A 19640-nucleotide genomic window follows, 5' to 3' on the forward strand; every position below is an offset into this window, starting at 1 on the left:
TCAGGAGGGGCGCTTACATGTCAAAGCAGAAGATCGGACTCTTGTTAATGGCGTATGGAACGCCACGCAGTCCTGAACAGATTGAACCATATTATACGCACATTCGCCGTGGGCGTAAGCCACCACAAGAACTGCTCGATGATTTGATGGCGCGTTATGAGGCTGTAGATGGATTGAATCGATTTGCAGACATTACGGATGAGCAGGTGCGGGCTCTCGAGCAGGAAATGAACAAACGCTACCCAGATCGGGAATTTGTAGGGTACCTTGGTTTGAAGCATATCGCTCCGTTTGTGGAAGACGCAGTAGAGCAAATGAAGCAGGATGGGATTACAGAAGCGGTCAGTCTTGTTCTGGCGCCTCATTATTCCAGCTACAGCGTCAAAGAATACAATGGACGAGCACAGGAGCATTCCGCGGCAATTGGCGGACCTGTCATCCAGAGCATTGAGAGCTGGTATCTGGAGCCAGGCTTCATCGGATATTGGGCAGATGCTATTCAAGCGACGTTTGCTGCGATGACGGATGAAGAGCGTGGACAAGCAGTCGTGATCTTCTCCGCGCACAGCCTGCCGGAAAAAATCTTGAAGTCAGGTGATCCGTACCCCATGCAACTGGAGGAGACAGCAAAGCTCATTGCGGAGCAAGCAGGGATCACTTCCTATGCAATCGGATGGCAAAGCGCCGGAAATACACCTGATCCGTGGTTGGGACCAGATGTACAGGATTTGACTAGAGAGCTGTACGAAGCAAAGGGCTACCAAGCATTTGTTTACTGTCCTGTCGGATTTATTGCGGAGCATTTGGAAGTTCTGTTTGATAATGATGTGGAATGCAAAGCGGTTACAGATGAGCTAGGGGTACATTACTATCGTCCACCGATGCCTAATGCCAGACCTGCGTTCATTTCCTGTCTGGCTGATGCTGTCGGAAAGAAGCTGGCGAATTAGGGGATCGATCATATGAGCGATAATACCTATCATATTACGATTATAGGCGGCGGCATCACTGGGTTGACCGCTGCTTATTACTTACAAAAGGAAATCGAAGCAAAAGGCTTGCCCATCCGTTTTCAACTGCTTGAAGAACAGGGACGACTTGGTGGAAAAATCAAGACATGGCGTCACGAAGGGTTTGTGATTGAGCAAGGTCCCGATTCGTTTCTCGAGCGGAAAACGAGTGCGGCTGAGCTGGCAGTGGACTTGGGGCTTGCGGATGATCTCGTTCGCAACAGTACAGGACAAGCTTATATTTGGCATCAGGATCGCCTGAAGGCTATACCAGAAGGAGCGGTCATGGGTGTACCGACGAAGCTCATGCCTTTTGTCACGACCGATCTCATTTCTTGGCCAGGCAAGCTTCGGGCAGCTTTGGATCTCGTTCTTCCTGCATCAAAAGGAGACGGCGATATCTCCGTGGGTGACTTTTTTCGGCGTAGGCTAGGTAATGAAGTTATTGATAATCTTATAGCGCCTTTATTGTCCGGTGTCTACTCCGGGGATCTCGACAAGCTCAGCTTGCTTGCGAGTTTTCCTCAATTCGCAAAAATGGAGGAGCAGCATCGCAGCTTGATCGTAGCGATGAAGCATTCTCGCCCGCAAGTTAAAACGCAAGAAAAGCCAAAAGGCATCTTTCTGACGTTGAAGAACGGCTTGCAGTCCTTAGTAGAGGCAATCGAGAAGAGCCTGCCAGAAGAAGTCATCTCGAAGAATACCGGTGTCAAAGAACTGGTGAAACGGCCAGACGGGAAGTACACCTTGGTAATGAAAAATGGGGAAACGATCGAGACAGATACGGTGCTGTTTACCGTACCACATGCTATCGCAGAGCCGTTGTTCCGTCCTTATGTACAAGTTCCTACCCTGCCCCAAGCGAAGCCGCATATGGTTGCAACCATCGCGATGGCATTTCCAGAGTCAGCCATTGATTTAGGGATGGAAGGGACAGGATTTATTGTACCGCGGCATTCTAGAGCCAAAATTACCGCATGTACGTGGGCGCATCGCAAATGGCCGCATACGACGCCGAAAAACAAAGCCTTGCTGCGTAGCTTCATAGGGAGAGCAGGAGAGCAATCCTTCATGGAGCAGACGGATGAGGAAATTTTGGAGGTCGTCCTCCGCGATCTGCGCAAGATCATGACGATTCGAGCAGAGCCGGATTTTTATAACGTATCACGCCTGCAAAATGCCATTCCATATGTTGTCGGACACCAGGCTTGGGTGCAGGATGTGAACAATCAATTAAAAGAAAAACTCCCTGGTGTTATCGTGGCAGGTGCGTCGTACAGCGGCGTAGGTGTACCCGATTGTATTGATCAGGGGAAAAAAGCAATAGCAGAATGGATCGCGTCTGTAAAACCGGGGAGATAGATAACCCCGGTTTTTCCTTTTTTTTCGGTGCTAAACGGCTCGTCCTGTCCATATAGTATAGGGAAATGTCCTGCACTTGAAAGGAGGAGCACGAATGGCATTACAGGATGGGCAACTCTCTTTTGCCATCAAGGAGACCATTTTCCTCTCATCCGATAGAGCTGGAATAGGTGAATTGCAAGAGCTGGAATTGGTTCCAGATGTGGAAGTGTTAGAAAATGATTCCTACATCTCGATCACGGGTTGCTTGCAATTAGTAGGGAAGTACGAGCCAATCAGGGAAGCCGCAGAAGCGACAGGCGGCGAAGGAGAATCGCTGGTTGAGGCCATGACTTTTACTCCCTTTCGCCAGGAAGCATCGGATCAAGCCTTTTATGGCTGGGAGGAACAGATCGGTCATCGCATTCCGTTGAACATCACCATTCCATTGGATCGGATTACCGAGATCGGAGACATCTACGCAATTGTGGACAGCTTTGACTACAAACTGGAATCACCACATCAAATGCTGATCGATGCCGATCTGAAGATTTTGGGGATAGTCCTCGGGGATAGAACTGAACAAGCAGAGCAGATCGAAACGCAGGCTGCTGGTCCAGGCGAAGGAGCGTGGGAATACAGCTTTGCTACTGGGGATGATGGGGATGGGCAAGAATATACGGAACAGACGTCCCTCGATGACATTGATCAAAAGCTGAGTGCGTTGGAGGAGGAATTGGAGCGGCAGGCATTGCCAGCATCCTATGAATCAACCGAATCTCCTTCCATGTTCGATACTCCGGCTATTGCTCAATCCGATGAGGATGAATACTACGAGCAATACGGTGATGTGCTGGAAGTGGCACAGCCCAATCCTTCGGAGTCCTGGGAGACTGCTCCTATTTCGTATGATTTCGATTCCCAACAATCTGCTTCGTATGATTCTTCTGTCGCCTATCCCGAGCAGTCCGTATTGGCAGATGAGCAAGAGCAGATGAGAGAAATAGCCGAAAAAGAACAAGGACATGAGGAGCCTATACTGGCTTTACACGATCAACAGGCAATCGCATACCAGCAAGTTTCCAACGAATCTACTGGGTCATCGGTCCAAGCAGAGTCGCAAGAAGCAGTGCAAGAAGCAGTACAAGAAGCAGTACAAGAAGCGGTGGAAGCCAGTGTTGTGTCCGAGCCAGAGCCTGAGCAAGAAGTAGAACCAGTCGTTGCACAACCAGAGGCTGCCGCGGAAGATGTAGAAGTGCGAGTGGCGATTTCCGGGAAACCCTCCCAAGAAGAAAGAAGTAACGTGAACATTACTTCCATCTTCTCACAAGCGAGTCGTGCCAAACAGGAAGCGATGGCGTTGGAGGCGGAATCTTCATCTAGCTCTTCGCGACATGGGTCTGCGGCGAATGCCAACCCTTCTACGATGGAGGCCATGCAAAATCTTACATCGTTTGTCCGGAGAAAAGAAGAGCGTTCCAGTCAGTTGAAAATGTGCATTATTCAGCGAGATGAGACGTTAGAGCATATTTCACAACGTTACTCCTTGCCTGTTTCCAAAATCATGGAAGTAAACCGATTAGCTTCCGAGCAGCTTGTAGCAGGGCAGATTCTGTACATCCCACAATAGAGGAGTGGGGGACCGTGGATAAAATTGATCTCTCCGAGGTTTGCCAGCAATATCGGGCGCGCGTAATCCGAATTACGCCCCTTGATGATTGCTATTTACTGGAGACAAACCGGGGCCCCAAAGAACTCCACGTTTGGCCGCGTGTAGATGTGATGCGCTGGTCGTTTGCTTGGCGCGAACGACTGGCTCGTCAGGGGTTTCGAGAAGTGGAGCGGTTTATTCGTACGAGAGACACCAAGCCATTTTTGATTTTGGGTAAACGCGGTGTTACCATGACCGACCATCACAGACAATTCGAAGACTATCAGCCCGGCCAGGACATTGCGAGGGAATGTGGACGCGTGATCGCGATGATGCATCAGTCTCAGCAGGAAAGTCCTTTACTGTCCGGAAGTGATTTGCTCAAGCAGGAAAAGAAGCAAGTAGAAGAAAAAGGAAGGCGTGCCAAAGAGTTGGTCGAATCATTTCGAGCCAAATCTGGGCGGAATTCTAAGGAAAATCGTTGGGTATCGGAACTCATGACCCCTATGCTGCAAAGAATGGACCGTTCCGCTGCGATGCTGGCCCACGAGCGAATTACTCCGGAGGCGGTTGCTGTATCCCATCGGGACCTTTTGCGTGACAACTGGGGAATGATAAACGGGAAGCTGTACTTGAGAGGTTTTTTCAGGCCGGTGATTTCAGTCCAGCAACGCGATGTTGCCACTTTTTTGCGCGATCACTTTTTAACCCATAAGGATCTGAAGCAGATTGACGCTTTTTTTGACGGCTATGAAGAAATCAAGCCACTCACCTATGGAAACTATTCGTTGATACTCGCCTTTATGGCTCGTCCTCGTGAAGTGTACAAGAGTATCGAATCGTACGTAAAGCGCGTATCGCTGGATCGAGAAGCGTCGATCGCTGGTATTGAGCAGGCCTTGCAGAGCCAACAATCTGTTGACTTGCTGCTTCGGCATATTGCAGAGCGGGCCGAGCGTTCGAGGAGGGAGGGAGTCTATGAGTCGGTATGATGACATTGCTCCTTTGTTCAAAGAGTATGACATGTATGCCCAGAGCATTGACGTTTTAAAGGAGCCAAATGTATTTAAGGCGACGACTCCCTACGGCTCCTTCGTATGCAAACGAGCCCAAGTACCCGTTCAACGTCTTGTTTTCGTCAGCGATATGCTGCGTCAATTGCAGCACCGCGGATGGGATGGAGCCGTTCCTTTTACGTACACGAAATACGATGATCCTTTTGTTCAACAGGGTAACACTGCCTTTTACGTAACCCCTTGGCAGCCAGGAAGTGAGGAATGGGCCGAGCAACCCTTGTCTTGGGCGACTCCTGCCTTGGAGCGTTTGGCGGAGCTTCATCATTTGACACAAAACTATCGCTACGATGATCCGAGACAGGTGGAGCCACTTGTCGACTCCTTGTTGAACCGTTGGCAATATTGGCAAGACCAAATGAATAAGGCGGAAACCCTTGCGCAGGAACGCAAATATCCTTCCCCTTTTGATCTGGTGTTTTTGGCTAACAAGGAGTTTCTTGAGGAAATGGCACAAACAGCCACAGACTTATTGACCGATTGGCGAGAGCGTCATGAGACGCACGCGCATTTTCGCTTATCGTTGATCCATGGTAACCCGAATCCCGAGCATGTTGTGCCAGATCGATCGGGGAAAGGACGGCTGCTTAATTTTGATCGTGCCAGCTTTGATACACCAGTGCGCGATTTGACGCTATTTTATCGTACTTATTTTCAAATGGCGGGGGATGAGGTTGGGGCTTCTCAGCTATTCCATCGCTACGCCGAGATATTTCCGCTGCGACCAGAAGAAATTGAGCTGATGGCCTCGTTTCTGTCCTATCCGGAGAGGATCATGAGAGACTTGGATATTTATTATCATCATCCCCGCGAGTGGACCGAGTTTTACGCTGTCCAACGTTTTGAAAAAGATATGGACCGCCTGATGCGCCTGCATCGTTGGGTCCAGCAAGCCTTTTAATAAGCAACGTCTCACCGCGTGGGGCGTTGTTTTTCTTTTTTATAACCATTCAAGGGAGATGGCAACATAGAGCATGGCTAGCAAACCGAGAAGGACGACATCAAAAGAGGTAGGAAACACTACTGTTCGGATAAACTGAAAAACCAACAGCGGAAAGAGCACTTGCTTGCACCCGTATTTGATCCGTAAATACGTGGGGTTATACTTCCAACGAAAATTCATCACAATCACCTCATTCCAGCATATGCGCGGCAACTTTGGACAGTGTCTACAACCTTGAGCAAATGCCTAAAACATTTTGATTGAAAGTAGATAGTGGTTTGAATGGTGCTTGAAAAGGGAAGGTGTAGGGCAGGAAGGCTAGGACGAAACGAATAAAGGTGATCACAATGTTTTTGAAAATTGCCATAACCCTTTTCGCAATTCCCGAAAGAAAGAATTATGCTAAAGTGTGTATGGGAGTGGCTCGGGGATGAATCATCAATTGGTCAAACTAATGGAATTGAAACAGAATTACGAGTATCTGGTGATAACCAGCAATGAGCAAAGCAAGCGCCAAGTCAATTACGAGAGTCTCATGCCATTTATAGAAGAGTTGGTCGATACGTGGTTCGTGAAAATGGACAAGCCTTGCTTCTTGTCGATCACGTTTGAATCGGCTTTAGGTGCTGTTTATTTTCGAATCGAGCGTGGAAATAAAGAGAACGCAAAAGTACAGCGCGAAGTAGAAGAGCGCATTGTTGTCTCGGAACAGTGTGACACTGCTCAAACACCGCGCTATGTTCGCTTGTTCGCCCAGAGTAACGTCAATGACCGTGAGCTAAAGGAACTGGAAAAAGCTTTTTATGGGCTGCTCCTTGTGAATATTCGGGCGTTGATCCTCAGATGTCAACAGGACCAGTCAACAGGGCAGCGAGAAATCGAGATGGAGATGAAGCTGGCTAGACGCATGCAGTCGATGCTCATTCCCACAGAAGAATTGCAGTTAACCAGTTTGCGAACAAGAACGGTATACGTGCCAGTCGATTATGTAGGCGGAGATTACATTGACTATAGACAAATCAATGATCGCTACACCTGTTTTATCATTGCGGATGTGTCCGGGCACGGTTTTTTGGCCAGTATTTGGGCAACGGGGATTAGGATTGCTGTACGCCAGGTTTTGCAGTCCAGTTACTCGCCGGATGAGATTTTGGAACGACTCAATCAGTTGCTTTATGCAGATTTAGTGAAGACCCGTTCTTACATTACGATGCTGGTTGCTGTCTATGATGAGAGGGAACACAAAATTCGATTTGGCAGGGCAGGACATCCGCAGCCTTTTTATTTGTCCAAGTCGAATCAAGCCATTTTAGCTAGCAAGGGTGGGGTTGGCCTAGGGCTTTTGCCCGATAGCACGTATCAAATGGAGGAGGTACCCTTAGAAGAAGAGGGCATGCTGTTGCTCTACACAGATGGTTTGCTGGATACAGGGAGAAAAGAAGTGTTTCGAGGTAGCAGACAATGGCTTGAAGAACTATCCTCCTTATTAAATTTGCTTGGTGATAGTAAGCAGGAATCGATGAATCGAGTTGAGGCCTACTTATTGGAGATCACACAGCAGCGAAACCAAACGGATGATATTTCTGTGTTGATTCTTCAATTTGAGCCTGAAGAGAGTATAGCCCTCGTGTAGTTGCGCGTGAATAGGAGGATGAACTGTGATTTTGTGTGAGCGTTGTCCGGACAATCCCACTTGTGATAATTGCCTTGTCGCGCTACGTTCTGGCGGTGCAGCGAACAAAGTAGTTCCGCCCCGCACTGTAAAGGTGACGAACCTAGCAACGAAGGAATCGTTCGAGGCGAAGCTGGTAGCAGTGAGTCGGACGACCATTGGGTTAAGCAGTTCTGATCATGTTTTGCACGGACGCATAGAAATAGAGCTCGCCTATGATTTCCGAATTATTGGTACCGGATTGCGCGGTATAGCAGGTGATCCGTACTACATTATCGATATCGAAAAAGTTTTGCGACGGGAAGATGTTCTGGAGCGGTTGCTTCTGGAAGAATTTCATACATGGCACATGAGTGGCGAATTGGACCCGGCAGACGTCTTGTTACATTGGAAGGATCGAGACGACGAGCGGGGGCGATTAATAAAACAAGAGATTCAGAAGTTATCCATACTGCGTCAGATCGAGACCGTTTTCCTCTATCTTTACGATGAAGGGAAAGTGCGTCCGCTGGGTGACGTTCGTGCGAGTTTGGAAGTAGAGCGAGAAATGCAACGACTGGTCGAAGATGCGGCTGGATCGGGTGGTTCTGTAAGGGAGCAAATTGTTACCACTGATGGCACAAAGGTGTTTGAATTATACACATCTGTATTGCCAGATCGGACCTGTGGGATCGCCTTGATTGATGTCACCGCCGTCATTGCAGAAGAACGAAAACGCAAAAGACGGGAATGGGAGATCTACAGAGATATTCTGGGTGTGGTCACAGAAGGTAAGCTATTGTTGCTTAGTGATGAAGAATTATTTTTCTTGCTTCGGGAAGGTCATAAGCTCTTGGCAATCGACATCCGTTTACCGGAGCAGCTTGCAGAACTGCGTAAATTGTTCAAGCAAGCTTTGGAACCACATGGCATTTCTGATAAGCGCTTGCTGCAGTTTCTCGTTGCGGTCAACGAAGCTGCTTCCAATACGTTGAAGCACGGAAATGGCGGTGTGGTTACGTTATACCTAACAAATGACAGAAAGATGTGCCGCGCTGTGATCCATGATGAAGGACAAGGCATTTTACTCGAGGATATTCCGCGAGCTACCCTACAACAAGGATTTTCTACGCGCCACTCGCTTGGGGCCGGTTTTCACGTGATCCTGCAATACTGTGATCGTGTTTATTTGAGCAGCTCGCTGGCAGGCACCAAGCTTATTTTAGAATGTATCCTTTCACGTTAAGCAACCATTTCCAAAAAGCCAAATGTTTGCAAGTGAATGAAAATGGGTAATATAGTAAAAGGACGAGCAGATTGGGTGTACCGATACCTATTGAGAGGAGTTTGAGCATGGACTACCGCGCAACAGAGGCGAACGGACAGGCTACATTGTTTTTCGTCGGAGAGTTGGACATGGCTGTAGGAGATCGAGTAGGTGAATTGCTCCAGCAGTATGGAGGGCGAAATCAATCCGTTACCGTCGATTTTCAAGGTGTCTCCTTTGTAGATTCTTCCGGTATTGGAAGCCTGTTTTTTACCACGAAAGAACTGTTGGCCATGGGCAAACAGGTAGAAATCGTTAATGTCCGAGAAGAAATTCTCGATATTTTGGGCGTGCTCGGTTTTACCGAAGCACTAGGCATTGCAGTTGGAAAAGTGGGCGAAACACGGGTTTGACGCCAAACAGCGTGATTGTATATAATAGTGAAAGCTAATCATACGACAACTACATACGATAGGAACAATGAGTGGGAAGAGTAAGTCAGAACGCCTTAGCAGAGAGGAGAATCAGTTGCTGCGAGATTCTCTAAGGATTTGAATGGCTGAAGGTCGCCCAGGAGTTTTTTCGGTGAAAGCATGTGCCTAGCCGAGACCGGTTCGCAACCGTTATCTTGTCAGAGTGAACACACCATAAGCTTGACGTTTATCGTGTGTTAACAAAGGTGGTACCGCGAAAATAATCCTTTCGTCCTTTGCGATGAAGGGTTTTTTTATTTTTTGCAAAGCAAGTCATGCTAATAGGAGGAGTCGTACATGTCTACACAGCCAACAACCGACATCGACCAATTGCTGCCGAAAAACTATGATCCAAAAGCAGCAGAGAACAAATGGTATCCGTATTGGATCGAGAAACAATTTTTCAAGGCAGAACGTGACCCGAATAAACGTCCGTTTACGATTGTCATTCCACCGCCAAACGTAACTGGTAAATTGCACTTGGGCCATGCGCTCGATACGACTTTGCAAGATATCATTACGCGTACCAAGCGTATGCAAGGCTACAGCACCTTGTTCTTGCCAGGTATGGACCACGCTGGTATTGCAACTCAAGCGCGCGTAGAAGCTACCTTGCGTGAGGAAGGCGTCTCTCGCCATGATCTGGGCCGCGAAAAATTCGTGGAAAAGGTATGGGAGTGGAAGCACATCTACGCTTCGCATATTCGTGAGCAGTGGGAAAAGCTCGGTCTTGCTCTGGATTACTCCCGCGAGCGTTTTACGATGGATGAAGGCTTGTCCCAAGCTGTACGCGAAGTATTTGTTCGTCTGTACGAAAAAGGCTTGATCTATCGTGGCAACCGCATTATTAACTGGGACCCTGCTGCCCGCACAGCTCTGTCCGATATTGAAGTGATCTACAAGGAAGTAAAAGGTGCGCTGCATCACATGCGTTACCCATTGGCAGATGGCACTGGTTATATCGAAGTAGCTACAACCCGTCCTGAAACAATGCTCGGTGATACGGCTGTAGCGGTACATCCGGAAGATGAACGTTACAAGGACATGATCGGCAAAACCGTTATTTTGCCAATCGTAGGACGCGAAATTCCAATCGTCGCAGATGACTACGTTGATCCTGAGTTTGGCTCTGGCGCTGTGAAAATTACGCCAGCACACGATCCGAATGACTTTGAATTGGGTCTTCGTCATCAGTTGCCACAAATCGTTGTCATGGATGAGACGGGTACGATGAACGAGCTGGCTGGTATCTATAAAGGCTTGGATCGCTTTGCATGCCGCAAGCAAATCATCAAAGATTTAACCGAGCAAGGTGTTATGTTCAAGGTTGAGGAGCATATTCATCAGGTTGGACATAGTGAGCGTAGCGATGCAGTTGTAGAACCATACCTTTCTACCCAATGGTTCGTAAAAATGCAGCCTTTGGCTGACGAAGCACTGGCTAATGCAAACAGCCCTGAGAGCGTGAAATTCGTCCCAGAGCGCTTCAAGACGAATTACCTGCGTTGGATTGAAAACATCCGCGACTGGTGCATCTCCCGTCAGCTTTGGTGGGGTCACCGAATTCCTGCATGGTATTGCGGAGATTGTAACGAAACGATTGTATCTCGCACAGATGTGACTGAGTGCCCAAGCTGCCATAGCCACAAGCTGGAGCAGGACAACGACGTTCTCGATACATGGTTCTCCTCTGGTCTATGGCCGTTCTCCACACTAGGCTGGCCGGAAGAATCTGAGGACATGAAGTACTTCTATCCAACGAACGTCCTGGTAACAGGTTACGATATCATCTTCTTCTGGGTTGCTCGCATGATGTTCTCAGGTCTTGAATTTACCGGAAAAAGTCCGTTTGAATCCGTCTTGATCCACGGCATTATTCGCGACTCCGAGGGCCGCAAAATGTCCAAATCACTCGGAAACGGCGTCGATCCGATGGAAGTGATTGAGAAGTACGGAGCGGATGCACTGCGATACACACTGGCGACAGGGAACTCACCAGGGAATGACCAACGATTCTATTGGGAAAAGGTGGAGGCAAACCGCAACTTCGCGAACAAGATTTGGAATGCGTCCCGTTTTGCCTTGATGAACCTGGCTGACTTCAAATACGAGGAAATCGATTTGAGCGGTGAGCTGTCTACACCAGACAAATGGATTCTCTCCCGCCTGCAAGCGACAATCGCAGATGTAACCCGTCTGTCTGACGCATTTGAATTTGGGGAAACAGGCCGTGTGCTGTACAACTTCATTTGGGATGACCTGTGTGACTGGTATATCGAGATGGCGAAGCTGCCGCTGTATGGTACCGATGAAGCCGCGAAGAAAACAACCCAATCCGTTCTGGTAACGGTTCTGGATCAAACGCTCAAGCTGTTGCATCCGTTCATGCCGTTCATGACGGAGGAAATTTGGCAGGCATTGCCTCACCAAGGCGAGAGCATTACAGTAGCACCTTGGCCAACCGTTAACGAGCAATGGATTTTTGCTGAAGCAGAAAGCGAAATGAACCAGTTGATGGATATCATCCGCAGCGTACGCAACATCCGTGCAGAAGTAAACGTACCGATGTCCAAGAAAATTGAGCTCTTGATCAAGCCAAGCGATGCATTGTCCGCTGAGCGTCTGACACGCGGTGAGCACTACCTCACTCGTTTCTGCAACCCTGAGCGTCTGGAAATCAGCCTAGATCTGGCTACGCCTGATAAAGCGATGTCTGCTGTGATCACGGGAGCTGAATTGTTCCTTCCACTGGCAGGCTTGATCGATATCGAGCAAGAGCTAAAGCGTCTGGAAAAAGAAGTGGCGACACTCAACGGCGAAGTGGAGCGCATTGAGAAAAAGCTCAACAATGCTGGATTTATGGCCAAGGCACCTGAAAAAGTAGTCGCAGAGGAAAAAGCGAAAATGGCAGACTACATGGATAAGCGGGATAAAGTGATTGCACGACTTGCCGAATTGAAGGGCGAATGATCCGCCATACCATCGCATATTTTTGAGAATGGAGCATTGTGGTATGCATGCAGAAGAAGGGTTTGTAGAATATACGCAAGCGCTCGACTGGCTGCATGGATTGCTCAGGTTCGGTCAACGGCCGGGGCTTGAGAGGATGCAGTGGGTTTTGGAGCAAGTAGGACATCCTGAGCGGAGAATCCCATTCATTCATGTAGCTGGTACCAATGGAAAAGGTTCAACCTGCGCATTCCTGACGCAAATGCTGATGGAAGCTGGATATAGTGTGGGTACATTTACCTCCCCTTATTTGGTTGATTTCCGTGAGCGCATCCGTTACAACGGCAGCATGATCGCGGAAGAAGATCTATTGCAGTTGGTGAATGAAGTCAAGGTATGGGTGCAACGCTGCGAACAAGAAACAGAGTTCGGTTCCCCTACCGAATTTGAAGTGATTACGCTGATCGCCATTCTTTATTTTTCAAGAGTGGCGAGACCAGCGGTAGTCGTATGGGAAACAGGACTAGGCGGGCGATTGGATTCGACGAACGTCGTCCTTCCGCTTGTTTCGGTCATCACGAATATCGGCATGGATCATACACAAGTGTTGGGAGAAAGCTTGGAAGAGATTGCCCGGGAAAAAGCGGGGATTATCAAATCGGGTGTTCCAGTAGTCACAGGTGAGGTTAGGCCGGAACTTCTTGCGATTTTTGAGGAGCGCACAAGACAAACGAAGAGTACGCTATATCATATTGGTGAACATTTCCAGGCGGAGCAGGTAGAGGAGCAACTGGGTGAACAGCAGTTTCGTTACAAAAGCATTCACCGTCGTACGGAAGCATCCTACCGTCTTACCATGAATGGCATTCACCAAACAACCAATGCAGCCGTTGCTTTAATGACCATCGATATCCTGCGAAATTACTTCTCTTTCTTGCTGGAGGAAGAAGAAATATCTCGCGGTTTGCAACAAACGCGTTGGCCTGGTCGTCTAGAAGTCATCTCTCCAAGACCAATGGTTATCTTGGATGGGGCACACAATCAGGAAGGAATGGAGGCGCTTGTAAGCAGTCTGGATCGGTTGTTGCCGGACGGAGTACAGTTGCATTTGCTCTTTTCTGGATTGGCAGATAAGCCGCTTGCCAAAATGGCAGAGTCGCTCGCACCAGTAAAGTCAAAAATCAGAAAGCTGCATGTGACAACCTTTGACTTCCCGCGTGCAGCCGAAGCCAATAGCTTACAAGAGTCGTTTTTAGCCGGTGGCTGGGAGCAAGAGTTTCTCGATCCAGTCCCAGACTGGCGGGCGTTTCTCCTTTCTTGGATGCGGGAGAAGCAATCGGCGAAGGCGGATGACTGGTTGGTCGTCTGCGGTTCGCTCTACTTCATCGCCCAAGTACGCGCATTCTTTCCCACTATAGTAGAAGAGGCAGGTGAATAGGGTGGATCAGGCCCAACACGTCCACTTTGTGGGCATCGGCGGTTATGGCATGAGTGCCATTGCCCGCGTCTTGATTGACCTTGGATACAAGGTAACCGGCTCCGATGTCGCCATGAATGATTTGGCGAAAAAGCTGGAAGCAAGAGGGGCGGTCATTCATATTGGCCATAATGCTGCCCACGTGGAGGGAGCAGACAGCATCGTATACTCCACCAGTATTTCCAAAGACAATCCTGAGGTGATCGCAGGTCAAGCATTAGGAATTCCGGTCATGCACCGTTCCCAAATGCTTGCTCGCATATTGAATGAGCGCACAGGAGTAGCAGTTGCCGGAGCACACGGCAAGACGACCACGACATCGATGATCTCTCACGTGCTGGAAGAGTGCGGTGTAGACCCGACTTTTATCATCGGTGGTGAATTGATGAGTGCTGGTACCAACGCAAAGGCAGGTACCAGTGATTATGTCATTGCCGAGGCAGACGAGAGCGACGGTTCCTTTTTGGAATACAGACCGATGTATGAAATTGTGACGAGCATCGAAGCAGATCATCTGGAGCATTTCGATGGCGACTTCAACAATTTGAAACAGGCGTATGTCCAGTTCTTAAGCCATCTCAAACCGAATGGAAAAGCGATCCTGTGTATCGATGATCCACATGTACGTGAAGTCATGCCGTCCGTCGAAAAAACGGTCGTGACGTATGCAGTCGATCCGAATTTTGTGGCGCAAGCACAGTTTTCTGCCACTTCGATTGAATGTGGAGATCGTTGCAGCACGTGCCAGATTTATCACAAGGATGAACGATTGGGTGAATTGTGTCTCGTAGTCCCAGGCAAGCATAATATTGCAAATGCGCTGGCTGCGATCATTGTTTGCCTGGATATTGGCCTTTCCTTTGAAAAAATTGCACAGGCACTGTCTACTTTTAGCGGTGCCAAGCGCAGATTCCAAATTATCGGAGATGTACGAGGCGTCCTGGTCGTAGACGACTACGCGCATCATCCAACGGAAATTATCGCCACACTAAGCGGGGCAAGGGCGTCGGGTAGACGTGTAATCGCTGTGTTTCAGCCACAACGATACACACGCACGTATTTCCTCATGGATGAATTCAGCCGTGCCTTTGCAGAAGCAGACGAAGTGATCATCACGGATATCTACTCCCCAGCGGGAGAAGAAAAGATTGAAGGAGTTACCTCCGAGGTGCTGGTGCAAAAAATCCGCACCAACAGCCACCCGCGTGCGCAATACATTCCGACGAAGGAACAAATGCAGGAGCATGTCTTCAAAGGATTGCAAGAGGGAGACCTCGTGTTGACAATGGGTGCAGGAGACATTTGGAAATCCGCTTACTGGCTGGCTGAAAAGCTAGAGAAGTAACGAATAGAGACGTATGAAGACTTGGAACCTACGGGTTTCAAGTCTTTTTATTTACGATCGGATAGTTTTAGCGTAATACTGCAAAGAATAATCTACCTAAGTTTTGTAAGGTATCGATAAACCAACAAAGCTGGCGAGAAGAAAAAGCACAGGGCTCGTAGACCTTGACAATGCCTACCCAGTCGGAACTTAAAAAAGGAGACCACGCTTGTCGAACACTTCTTCCTTGAGAAACTTCCGCCCGTAGGGTGGCTTTGGCTCGACGGTCCCCTTTTTTAAGTGGAGACGTCCAGTGAATCCCCTTTGCTGGCGTGTCAGAGTCGAAGAGACCTGTGCTTTTTCTTCTCCTCCACTATGACGACTCAACATAGACTTTTATTTTTAAATATTAGTACCAGATACTAACATCAAGTGTTATAATCAGATCATAAAAACGAAAGGTGATGATCGGATGATGACAAATACAAGCCCCTTCAAGTCGCGAATTACCGCCATCGGTACGTATGTGCCGAGTCGCGTTCTTACCAATACAGATATGGAAAAGCTAGTGGATACATCGAATGAGTGGATTTTACAACGAACAGGTATTCACGAGCGCCGTATGGCAAGGGAAGATGAATTTACCAGTGATCTGGCCATCGCTGCAATCCACGATATGATTGCAAATTATGGGAAGGATGTCCGCGATGTCGATATGATTTTGGTCGCAACCAGTACGCCAGACTATCCATTTCCAAGCGTCGCGAGTCAAATCCAAGCGCATTTTCAAGTCGAGCAGGCGGGAGCCATGGACCTCTCCGCTACCTGTGCAGGATTTACGTATGCGCTCCATACGGCAAATGCGCTCATCAGCTCTGGCTTGCATCGCAAAGTGTTGGTGGTAGGCGCAGAAACGTTAACAAAAGTAACCGACTATACAGATCGTACGACGTGCATCCTGTTCGGGGACGGAGCGGGTGCAGTGTTGGTTGAACAAGACTCTACAGCTCCTGGTTTTTTGTCCGCCTATTTAGGCTCAAAGGGGGACGGCGGGATTCATGTGTACCGATCAGGCTTGTCAGCGCATATGGACGGACGAGAATTGAGCGGGAATGGATGCATGGTCCAAAACGGGAGAGAAGTGTACAAGTGGGCAGTAACAACTGTTCCAAAAGGGATGCAGGAGGTTGTGAGCCGGGCAGGCAAAACGCTCGAAGATGTCGACTGGTTCATCCCGCACAGTGCCAATTTGCGTATGATCGAATCCATTTGCGAGAAGAGCCAGTTCCCTCTCGAAAAGACATTATACAGTCTGACACACTACGGCAACACATCAGCAGCTACCATTCCATTGTCGCTCGCCTTGGGGATCAAGGAAGGCAGAGTAAAGGCAGGGGATACGATTCTGTTGTATGGGTTTGGCGGTGGTCTCGTCCACGCTGGCCTTTTGTTCACTTGGAATCCGTAAAACAAGTTCATTAATCGAGAGGCTGTCCAGGACATTCTGGGCAGTTTTTTTATCCCAGGAATGAAAGGTATTCTTAAGAACAGTTTTCGACTGGGGGAAGAAGAATGGCAAACGCAGTGATATTATTCGGGCTCTGCCTTTACCTCTCGTGGGTAGATTTTCGTCATAGACGAATACCTAATCTTGCATTAGGTGCAGGGTTTGTACTGATTTCTTTTATGGAGTATGTTCTCTCTTCGCCGATGGAATGGCTGATGGCGGGACTCTTTGCGATTCTTAGTTTACTGGTTTTTGGGTGGATCAGCTGGCACAGGCCGCTTACGCTTGGGATGGGGGATGTGAAGCTGTTCGCTCTTGTCTGCTATGGACTTGGGGTCCGCGATTTCGTAGTTGTTTTGACAATTGCGAGTATGGCAGCCTTGCTGGTCTCTCTCATCTTGTTACTGATACGAAAAGTGAGTATAAAATGCGAAGTACCGTTTGCGCCTTTTGTGACGATTGGCATAGCAGTCGTTTTGTATATGAACGAAACCTACTGATATTGCATGTGGAATAAGTAGTAGAAACAAATTTAATAGAATCACTAGATAGAAGTCATAACCCGTCCGAGTAAAACGTATGCTAGTACAAAGAGCCTGTGACTAGGAGGGCAAGCGTATGAGCGGACAAAATAAAAATCGTGTGACGGTTAAAATGAATGGAAGGTTCTGGGATGAAAAGCGGGACGATATCCCAAAGGAAGCAAGTAGAAAGCGCACCCCAAAGGATGACACGCCTCGAGTTCGTATTCAAGCGCCTCCCTTGCCGTTTACTGACCCGTTTAAAGAGAAGGGTAACGAAGCATGGGAACGCATGATGCAACTGCGTGGAGCTGCCGCGAAAGAAACGAAGCCGAACATTGATTTCGATCAGGAGCCAAACGATACCTATGAATCCGATTATTCCTTCGACGATACCGAAGAGAAGGCGTACAGGAGTAGTGCGGGGAGTCGGCTCGCAGCGTTATGGCCAAAGGGGCCCTTTTGGCGTACGACTTTAACAACTGGTGGGGCTATAGCAATTGGACTCTTGTTCGGATTTCTTGTTTTGACGGTCTTTTCCCAAAAAGAATTTTCCGAGTCGTACGGCAATGTTCTGAGTGATACGGTCCAGACACTTACCGCGCCAGGTGCAGGAACTGAACAAACGGCTGGGAAAAATGGCGTGGAAGGTCCTGTTTTGCCTAATGAAAGCCAGCCAACGCAAGAGACGCCGACGAATGGTAACGCAGTGGGTCAAAAAGCGATAGCTCTACAACTGCCAGCCGTAAACATGTACGTTGCACAGGCAGGAGTATTCCAGCCGGATGCATCGCCGCAAACAGCTGTAGAACCACTGGAGAAAGCGGGGATTCCTCATTTGCTTTATAAGGACGCAAGCAAGCAGTACATGTTCGCAGCCGCGGCACCCACAAGGGATGCTGTGCTAGGCTTTGCCACCAGCTTGAAAAACAAAGGGATGGATATATACGTCAAAGAATTTTCCTTTCCCGCTTTTGAAGGGACTGTCCCTGTCGGAAAAGCCGCTAACGCATCCGGTGACCCTAACGTGAATGCCTTTTTCACCCATGGAGTCAAACTCGTCCAAAAACTTTCAGCACAATCTGGGCTGATTATTACGACAGGCCAACTATCGCCAACGGCAAAAGAAACAGCAGAATTAAAAGAAATTCACCGCCAATTTCTGGAGGAAAGCCGGAAAATGGAAGCCAAAGAAGCCTGGAAGCCATTGCTAGATGGGATGGTAAATGGGGTAAATCAAGCGCTTGCAGCCAGAGACAAAATGGCAGAAGCAAGCGCTGGCAAAAAGGTGGAGAGCGCCGAATCCTATGCGTGGCAAGTACAGGCGGGTGTCCTTGCCTTTTTCGAGAGCTACGCGAGCTGGATTCAAAATGCGCGTTCCTCCATATAAATGCATGTTTATATGGTCTTCCGCAAGGTTTTCTTGCAGGAGGCCTTTTCTTTCTATACAGTAACTACCAAGAGCAATCAGGGATTGTTTCGCTTCTCCCCATTTGCTAAACTTATGTTTGGCAAAAAGAGAATCCCTTATAAAAAGGGAGTTGGGAAAATGGGGAAAGAAACGCTTACTCTCGTGTTTCTGTTGGTGAGTGGACTTTTGTTTGGCAGCATTATCGGGGAGATTTTAAGTCCCTGGCTACCTTTTTTGACCAAGAGCAAAGAGATTACTTGGTCACCTGCGGCAGATTTAGAAATTTTGAAGTACGAACTGAACTTTCAGGTAAAACTAAATCTAGCCAGTATCGGAGGCTTAGCCCTCGCATTTTGGATACATCGACGAATAAAGTAGGTTGAAAAATGACGAAAAAAAATGTTCCTCTCATTCTGGCTTCATCTTCGCCGCGTCGAAGGGAGCTTCTGCAAACTTTAGGCTTATCATTTACCGTCATCACCAGTGATGTAGATGAGACGACAGCAGAGCATTTATCTGCGAGCGAAGTAGTAGAAGAATTGTCTTTGCGCAAGGCCAAGGAAGTGGCTTCTCGCTTGACGGAAGGCGTCGTTTTAGGATCTGATACGGTAGTCGTTCTTGATGGCCAAATTCTGGGCAAGCCTGTTGATGAAATGGACGCATTTCGTATGTTGTCCATGCTTCAGGGGCAAGAGCACACCGTTTATAGTGGAGTCGCCTTGATAGATGTGGAGACGGGCCGTGCGGAAGTCTCACATAGTCTAACACACGTAAGAATTCGAGCTTTAACAGAGCAAGAAATCAAGTCGTACATTGCGACAGGTGAGCCGATGGATAAAGCGGGCTCATACGCCATTCAGGGTATTGGAGCCACGCTCGTGGAAGGAATAACCGGAGACTATTTCACTGTTGTAGGTCTTCCGTTAGGCCTGACGTCTACTCTTTTGACACGTTTTGGGATGCCGATATTGTAAAGTTGTCATGCTTGAAGCAAGCGGCGACGGCCATAAGCCTCATGAACCTCTCCATGTCAGCCGTTTTC

The 19640-nt window shown here is 48.4% G+C and carries 17 protein-coding genes and 1 other annotated feature; of the genes, 16 read left to right on the plus strand and 1 reads right to left on the minus strand.

The window, feature by feature from the left end; translation table 11 throughout:
• Nucleotides 1–17: 17 nt before the first annotated feature.
• The 5 genes from hemH to AB432_RS09580 all read left to right on the plus strand — a co-directional run bounded on the left by hemH (nt 18) and on the right by AB432_RS09580 (nt 5976).
• A complete protein-coding gene (hemH, locus tag AB432_RS09560) occupies nt 18–950 on the plus strand; it encodes a ferrochelatase (RefSeq protein ID WP_048032090.1) in 933 nt (310 codons plus the stop codon).
• Nucleotides 951–962: 12 nt separating this feature from the next.
• On the plus strand, nt 963–2372 hold the full coding sequence (gene hemY / locus AB432_RS09565) for a protoporphyrinogen oxidase (RefSeq protein WP_048032091.1): 1410 nt from the start codon (nt 963–965) through the stop codon (nt 2370–2372).
• A 94-nt stretch (nt 2373–2466) separates the two neighbouring features.
• Nucleotides 2467–3981 carry a LysM peptidoglycan-binding domain-containing protein gene (locus AB432_RS09570; RefSeq protein WP_048032092.1) on the plus strand — a complete coding sequence of 505 codons (1515 nt, stop codon included), beginning with the start codon at nt 2467–2469 and terminating at the stop codon, nt 3979–3981.
• 14 nt (nt 3982–3995) lie between these two features.
• A complete protein-coding gene (locus AB432_RS09575) occupies nt 3996–4994 on the plus strand; it encodes a phosphotransferase (protein WP_048032093.1) in 999 nt (332 codons plus the stop codon).
• Nucleotides 4981–5976, plus strand: a complete 996-nt coding sequence (locus AB432_RS09580) for a protein kinase family protein (RefSeq protein WP_048032094.1) — start codon at nt 4981–4983, stop codon at nt 5974–5976. The genes AB432_RS09575 and AB432_RS09580 overlap by 14 nt, the downstream gene beginning before the upstream one ends.
• Nucleotides 5977–6015: 39 nt before the next feature.
• Here AB432_RS09580 and AB432_RS09585 read toward each other — a convergent pair whose 3' ends face one another.
• Nucleotides 6016–6198 carry a hypothetical protein gene (locus AB432_RS09585; RefSeq protein ID WP_007726679.1) on the minus strand — a complete coding sequence of 61 codons (183 nt, stop codon included), beginning with the start codon at nt 6196–6198 and terminating at the stop codon, nt 6016–6018.
• Nucleotides 6199–6448: 250 nt separating this feature from the next.
• Between AB432_RS09585 and AB432_RS09590 the strand changes: the two genes are divergently transcribed.
• The 11 genes from AB432_RS09590 (at nt 6449) to AB432_RS09645 (ending at nt 19572) form a co-directional block, all read left to right on the plus strand.
• Nucleotides 6449–7651, plus strand: coding sequence for a PP2C family protein-serine/threonine phosphatase (locus AB432_RS09590; RefSeq protein ID WP_048032095.1), 1203 nt, complete (start codon nt 6449–6451; stop codon nt 7649–7651).
• 25 nt (nt 7652–7676) lie between these two features.
• Nucleotides 7677–8915, plus strand: a complete 1239-nt coding sequence (locus tag AB432_RS09595) for an ATP-binding protein (RefSeq protein WP_048032096.1) — start codon at nt 7677–7679, stop codon at nt 8913–8915.
• Between the two features lie 107 nt (nt 8916–9022).
• The gene (locus tag AB432_RS09600; protein ID WP_007726674.1) at nt 9023–9349 is read left to right on the plus strand and encodes an STAS domain-containing protein; all 327 of its coding nucleotides are present in this window, start codon (nt 9023–9025) and stop codon (nt 9347–9349) included.
• 58 nt (nt 9350–9407) lie between these two features.
• Nucleotides 9408–9649: a binding site (T-box leader), on the plus strand.
• 57 nt (nt 9650–9706) lie between these two features.
• On the plus strand, nt 9707–12379 hold the full coding sequence (locus tag AB432_RS09605; protein ID WP_048032097.1) for a valine--tRNA ligase: 2673 nt from the start codon (nt 9707–9709) through the stop codon (nt 12377–12379).
• A gap of 43 nt (nt 12380–12422) precedes the next feature.
• Complete coding sequence (locus AB432_RS09610) at nt 12423–13796, plus strand: bifunctional folylpolyglutamate synthase/dihydrofolate synthase (RefSeq protein WP_048032098.1); 1374 nt, start codon at nt 12423–12425, stop codon at nt 13794–13796.
• Nucleotide 13797: 1 nt separating this feature from the next.
• On the plus strand, nt 13798–15180 hold the full coding sequence (gene murC, locus AB432_RS09615) for a UDP-N-acetylmuramate--L-alanine ligase (RefSeq protein ID WP_048032099.1): 1383 nt from the start codon (nt 13798–13800) through the stop codon (nt 15178–15180).
• Between the two features lie 451 nt (nt 15181–15631).
• A complete protein-coding gene (locus AB432_RS09625; RefSeq protein ID WP_048032100.1) occupies nt 15632–16627 on the plus strand; it encodes a ketoacyl-ACP synthase III in 996 nt (331 codons plus the stop codon).
• A gap of 104 nt (nt 16628–16731) precedes the next feature.
• Nucleotides 16732–17166, plus strand: a complete 435-nt coding sequence (locus AB432_RS09630; protein WP_048032101.1) for a prepilin peptidase — start codon at nt 16732–16734, stop codon at nt 17164–17166.
• A 118-nt stretch (nt 17167–17284) separates the two neighbouring features.
• Nucleotides 17285–18577, plus strand: a complete 1293-nt coding sequence (locus AB432_RS09635; protein ID WP_048032102.1) for a hypothetical protein — start codon at nt 17285–17287, stop codon at nt 18575–18577.
• Between the two features lie 159 nt (nt 18578–18736).
• Nucleotides 18737–18976 (plus strand): DUF4321 domain-containing protein, encoded by a 240-nt coding sequence (locus AB432_RS09640; RefSeq protein ID WP_007726664.1) that lies wholly within the window; start codon nt 18737–18739, stop codon nt 18974–18976.
• Nucleotides 18977–18984: 8 nt separating this feature from the next.
• On the plus strand, nt 18985–19572 hold the full coding sequence (locus AB432_RS09645) for a Maf family protein (protein WP_048032103.1): 588 nt from the start codon (nt 18985–18987) through the stop codon (nt 19570–19572).
• Nucleotides 19573–19640: the final 68 nt, after the last annotated feature.

It is taken from the genome of Brevibacillus brevis, from assembly GCF_001039275.2.
In the GTDB taxonomy this organism is placed as follows: Bacteria; Bacillota; Bacilli; order Brevibacillales; family Brevibacillaceae; genus Brevibacillus; species Brevibacillus brevis_C.

Excerpts from the sequence above, each read along its gene's own strand:
- hemH (WP_048032090.1), top strand. The coding sequence starts at position 18 with ATGTCAAAGCAGAAGATCGGACTCTTGTTAATGGCGTATGGAACGCCA.
- AB432_RS09645 (WP_048032103.1), top strand. The coding sequence starts at position 18,985 with ATGACGAAAAAAAATGTTCCTCTCATTCTGGCTTCATCTTCGCCGCGT.
- AB432_RS09605 (WP_048032097.1), top strand. The coding sequence starts at position 9,707 with ATGTCTACACAGCCAACAACCGACATCGACCAATTGCTGCCGAAAAAC.
- AB432_RS09600 (WP_007726674.1), top strand. The coding sequence starts at position 9,023 with ATGGACTACCGCGCAACAGAGGCGAACGGACAGGCTACATTGTTTTTC.
- AB432_RS09640 (WP_007726664.1), top strand. The coding sequence starts at position 18,737 with ATGGGGAAAGAAACGCTTACTCTCGTGTTTCTGTTGGTGAGTGGACTT.
- AB432_RS09630 (WP_048032101.1), top strand. The coding sequence starts at position 16,732 with ATGGCAAACGCAGTGATATTATTCGGGCTCTGCCTTTACCTCTCGTGG.
- AB432_RS09580 (WP_048032094.1), top strand. The coding sequence starts at position 4,981 with ATGAGTCGGTATGATGACATTGCTCCTTTGTTCAAAGAGTATGACATG.
- AB432_RS09625 (WP_048032100.1), top strand. The coding sequence starts at position 15,632 with ATGATGACAAATACAAGCCCCTTCAAGTCGCGAATTACCGCCATCGGT.
- AB432_RS09610 (WP_048032098.1), top strand. The coding sequence starts at position 12,423 with ATGCATGCAGAAGAAGGGTTTGTAGAATATACGCAAGCGCTCGACTGG.
- AB432_RS09570 (WP_048032092.1), top strand. The coding sequence starts at position 2,467 with ATGGCATTACAGGATGGGCAACTCTCTTTTGCCATCAAGGAGACCATT.
- hemY (WP_048032091.1), top strand. The coding sequence starts at position 963 with ATGAGCGATAATACCTATCATATTACGATTATAGGCGGCGGCATCACT.
- AB432_RS09590 (WP_048032095.1), top strand. The coding sequence starts at position 6,449 with ATGAATCATCAATTGGTCAAACTAATGGAATTGAAACAGAATTACGAG.
- AB432_RS09585 (WP_007726679.1), bottom strand. The coding sequence starts at position 6,198 with ATGAATTTTCGTTGGAAGTATAACCCCACGTATTTACGGATCAAATAC.
- AB432_RS09635 (WP_048032102.1), top strand. The coding sequence starts at position 17,285 with ATGAGCGGACAAAATAAAAATCGTGTGACGGTTAAAATGAATGGAAGG.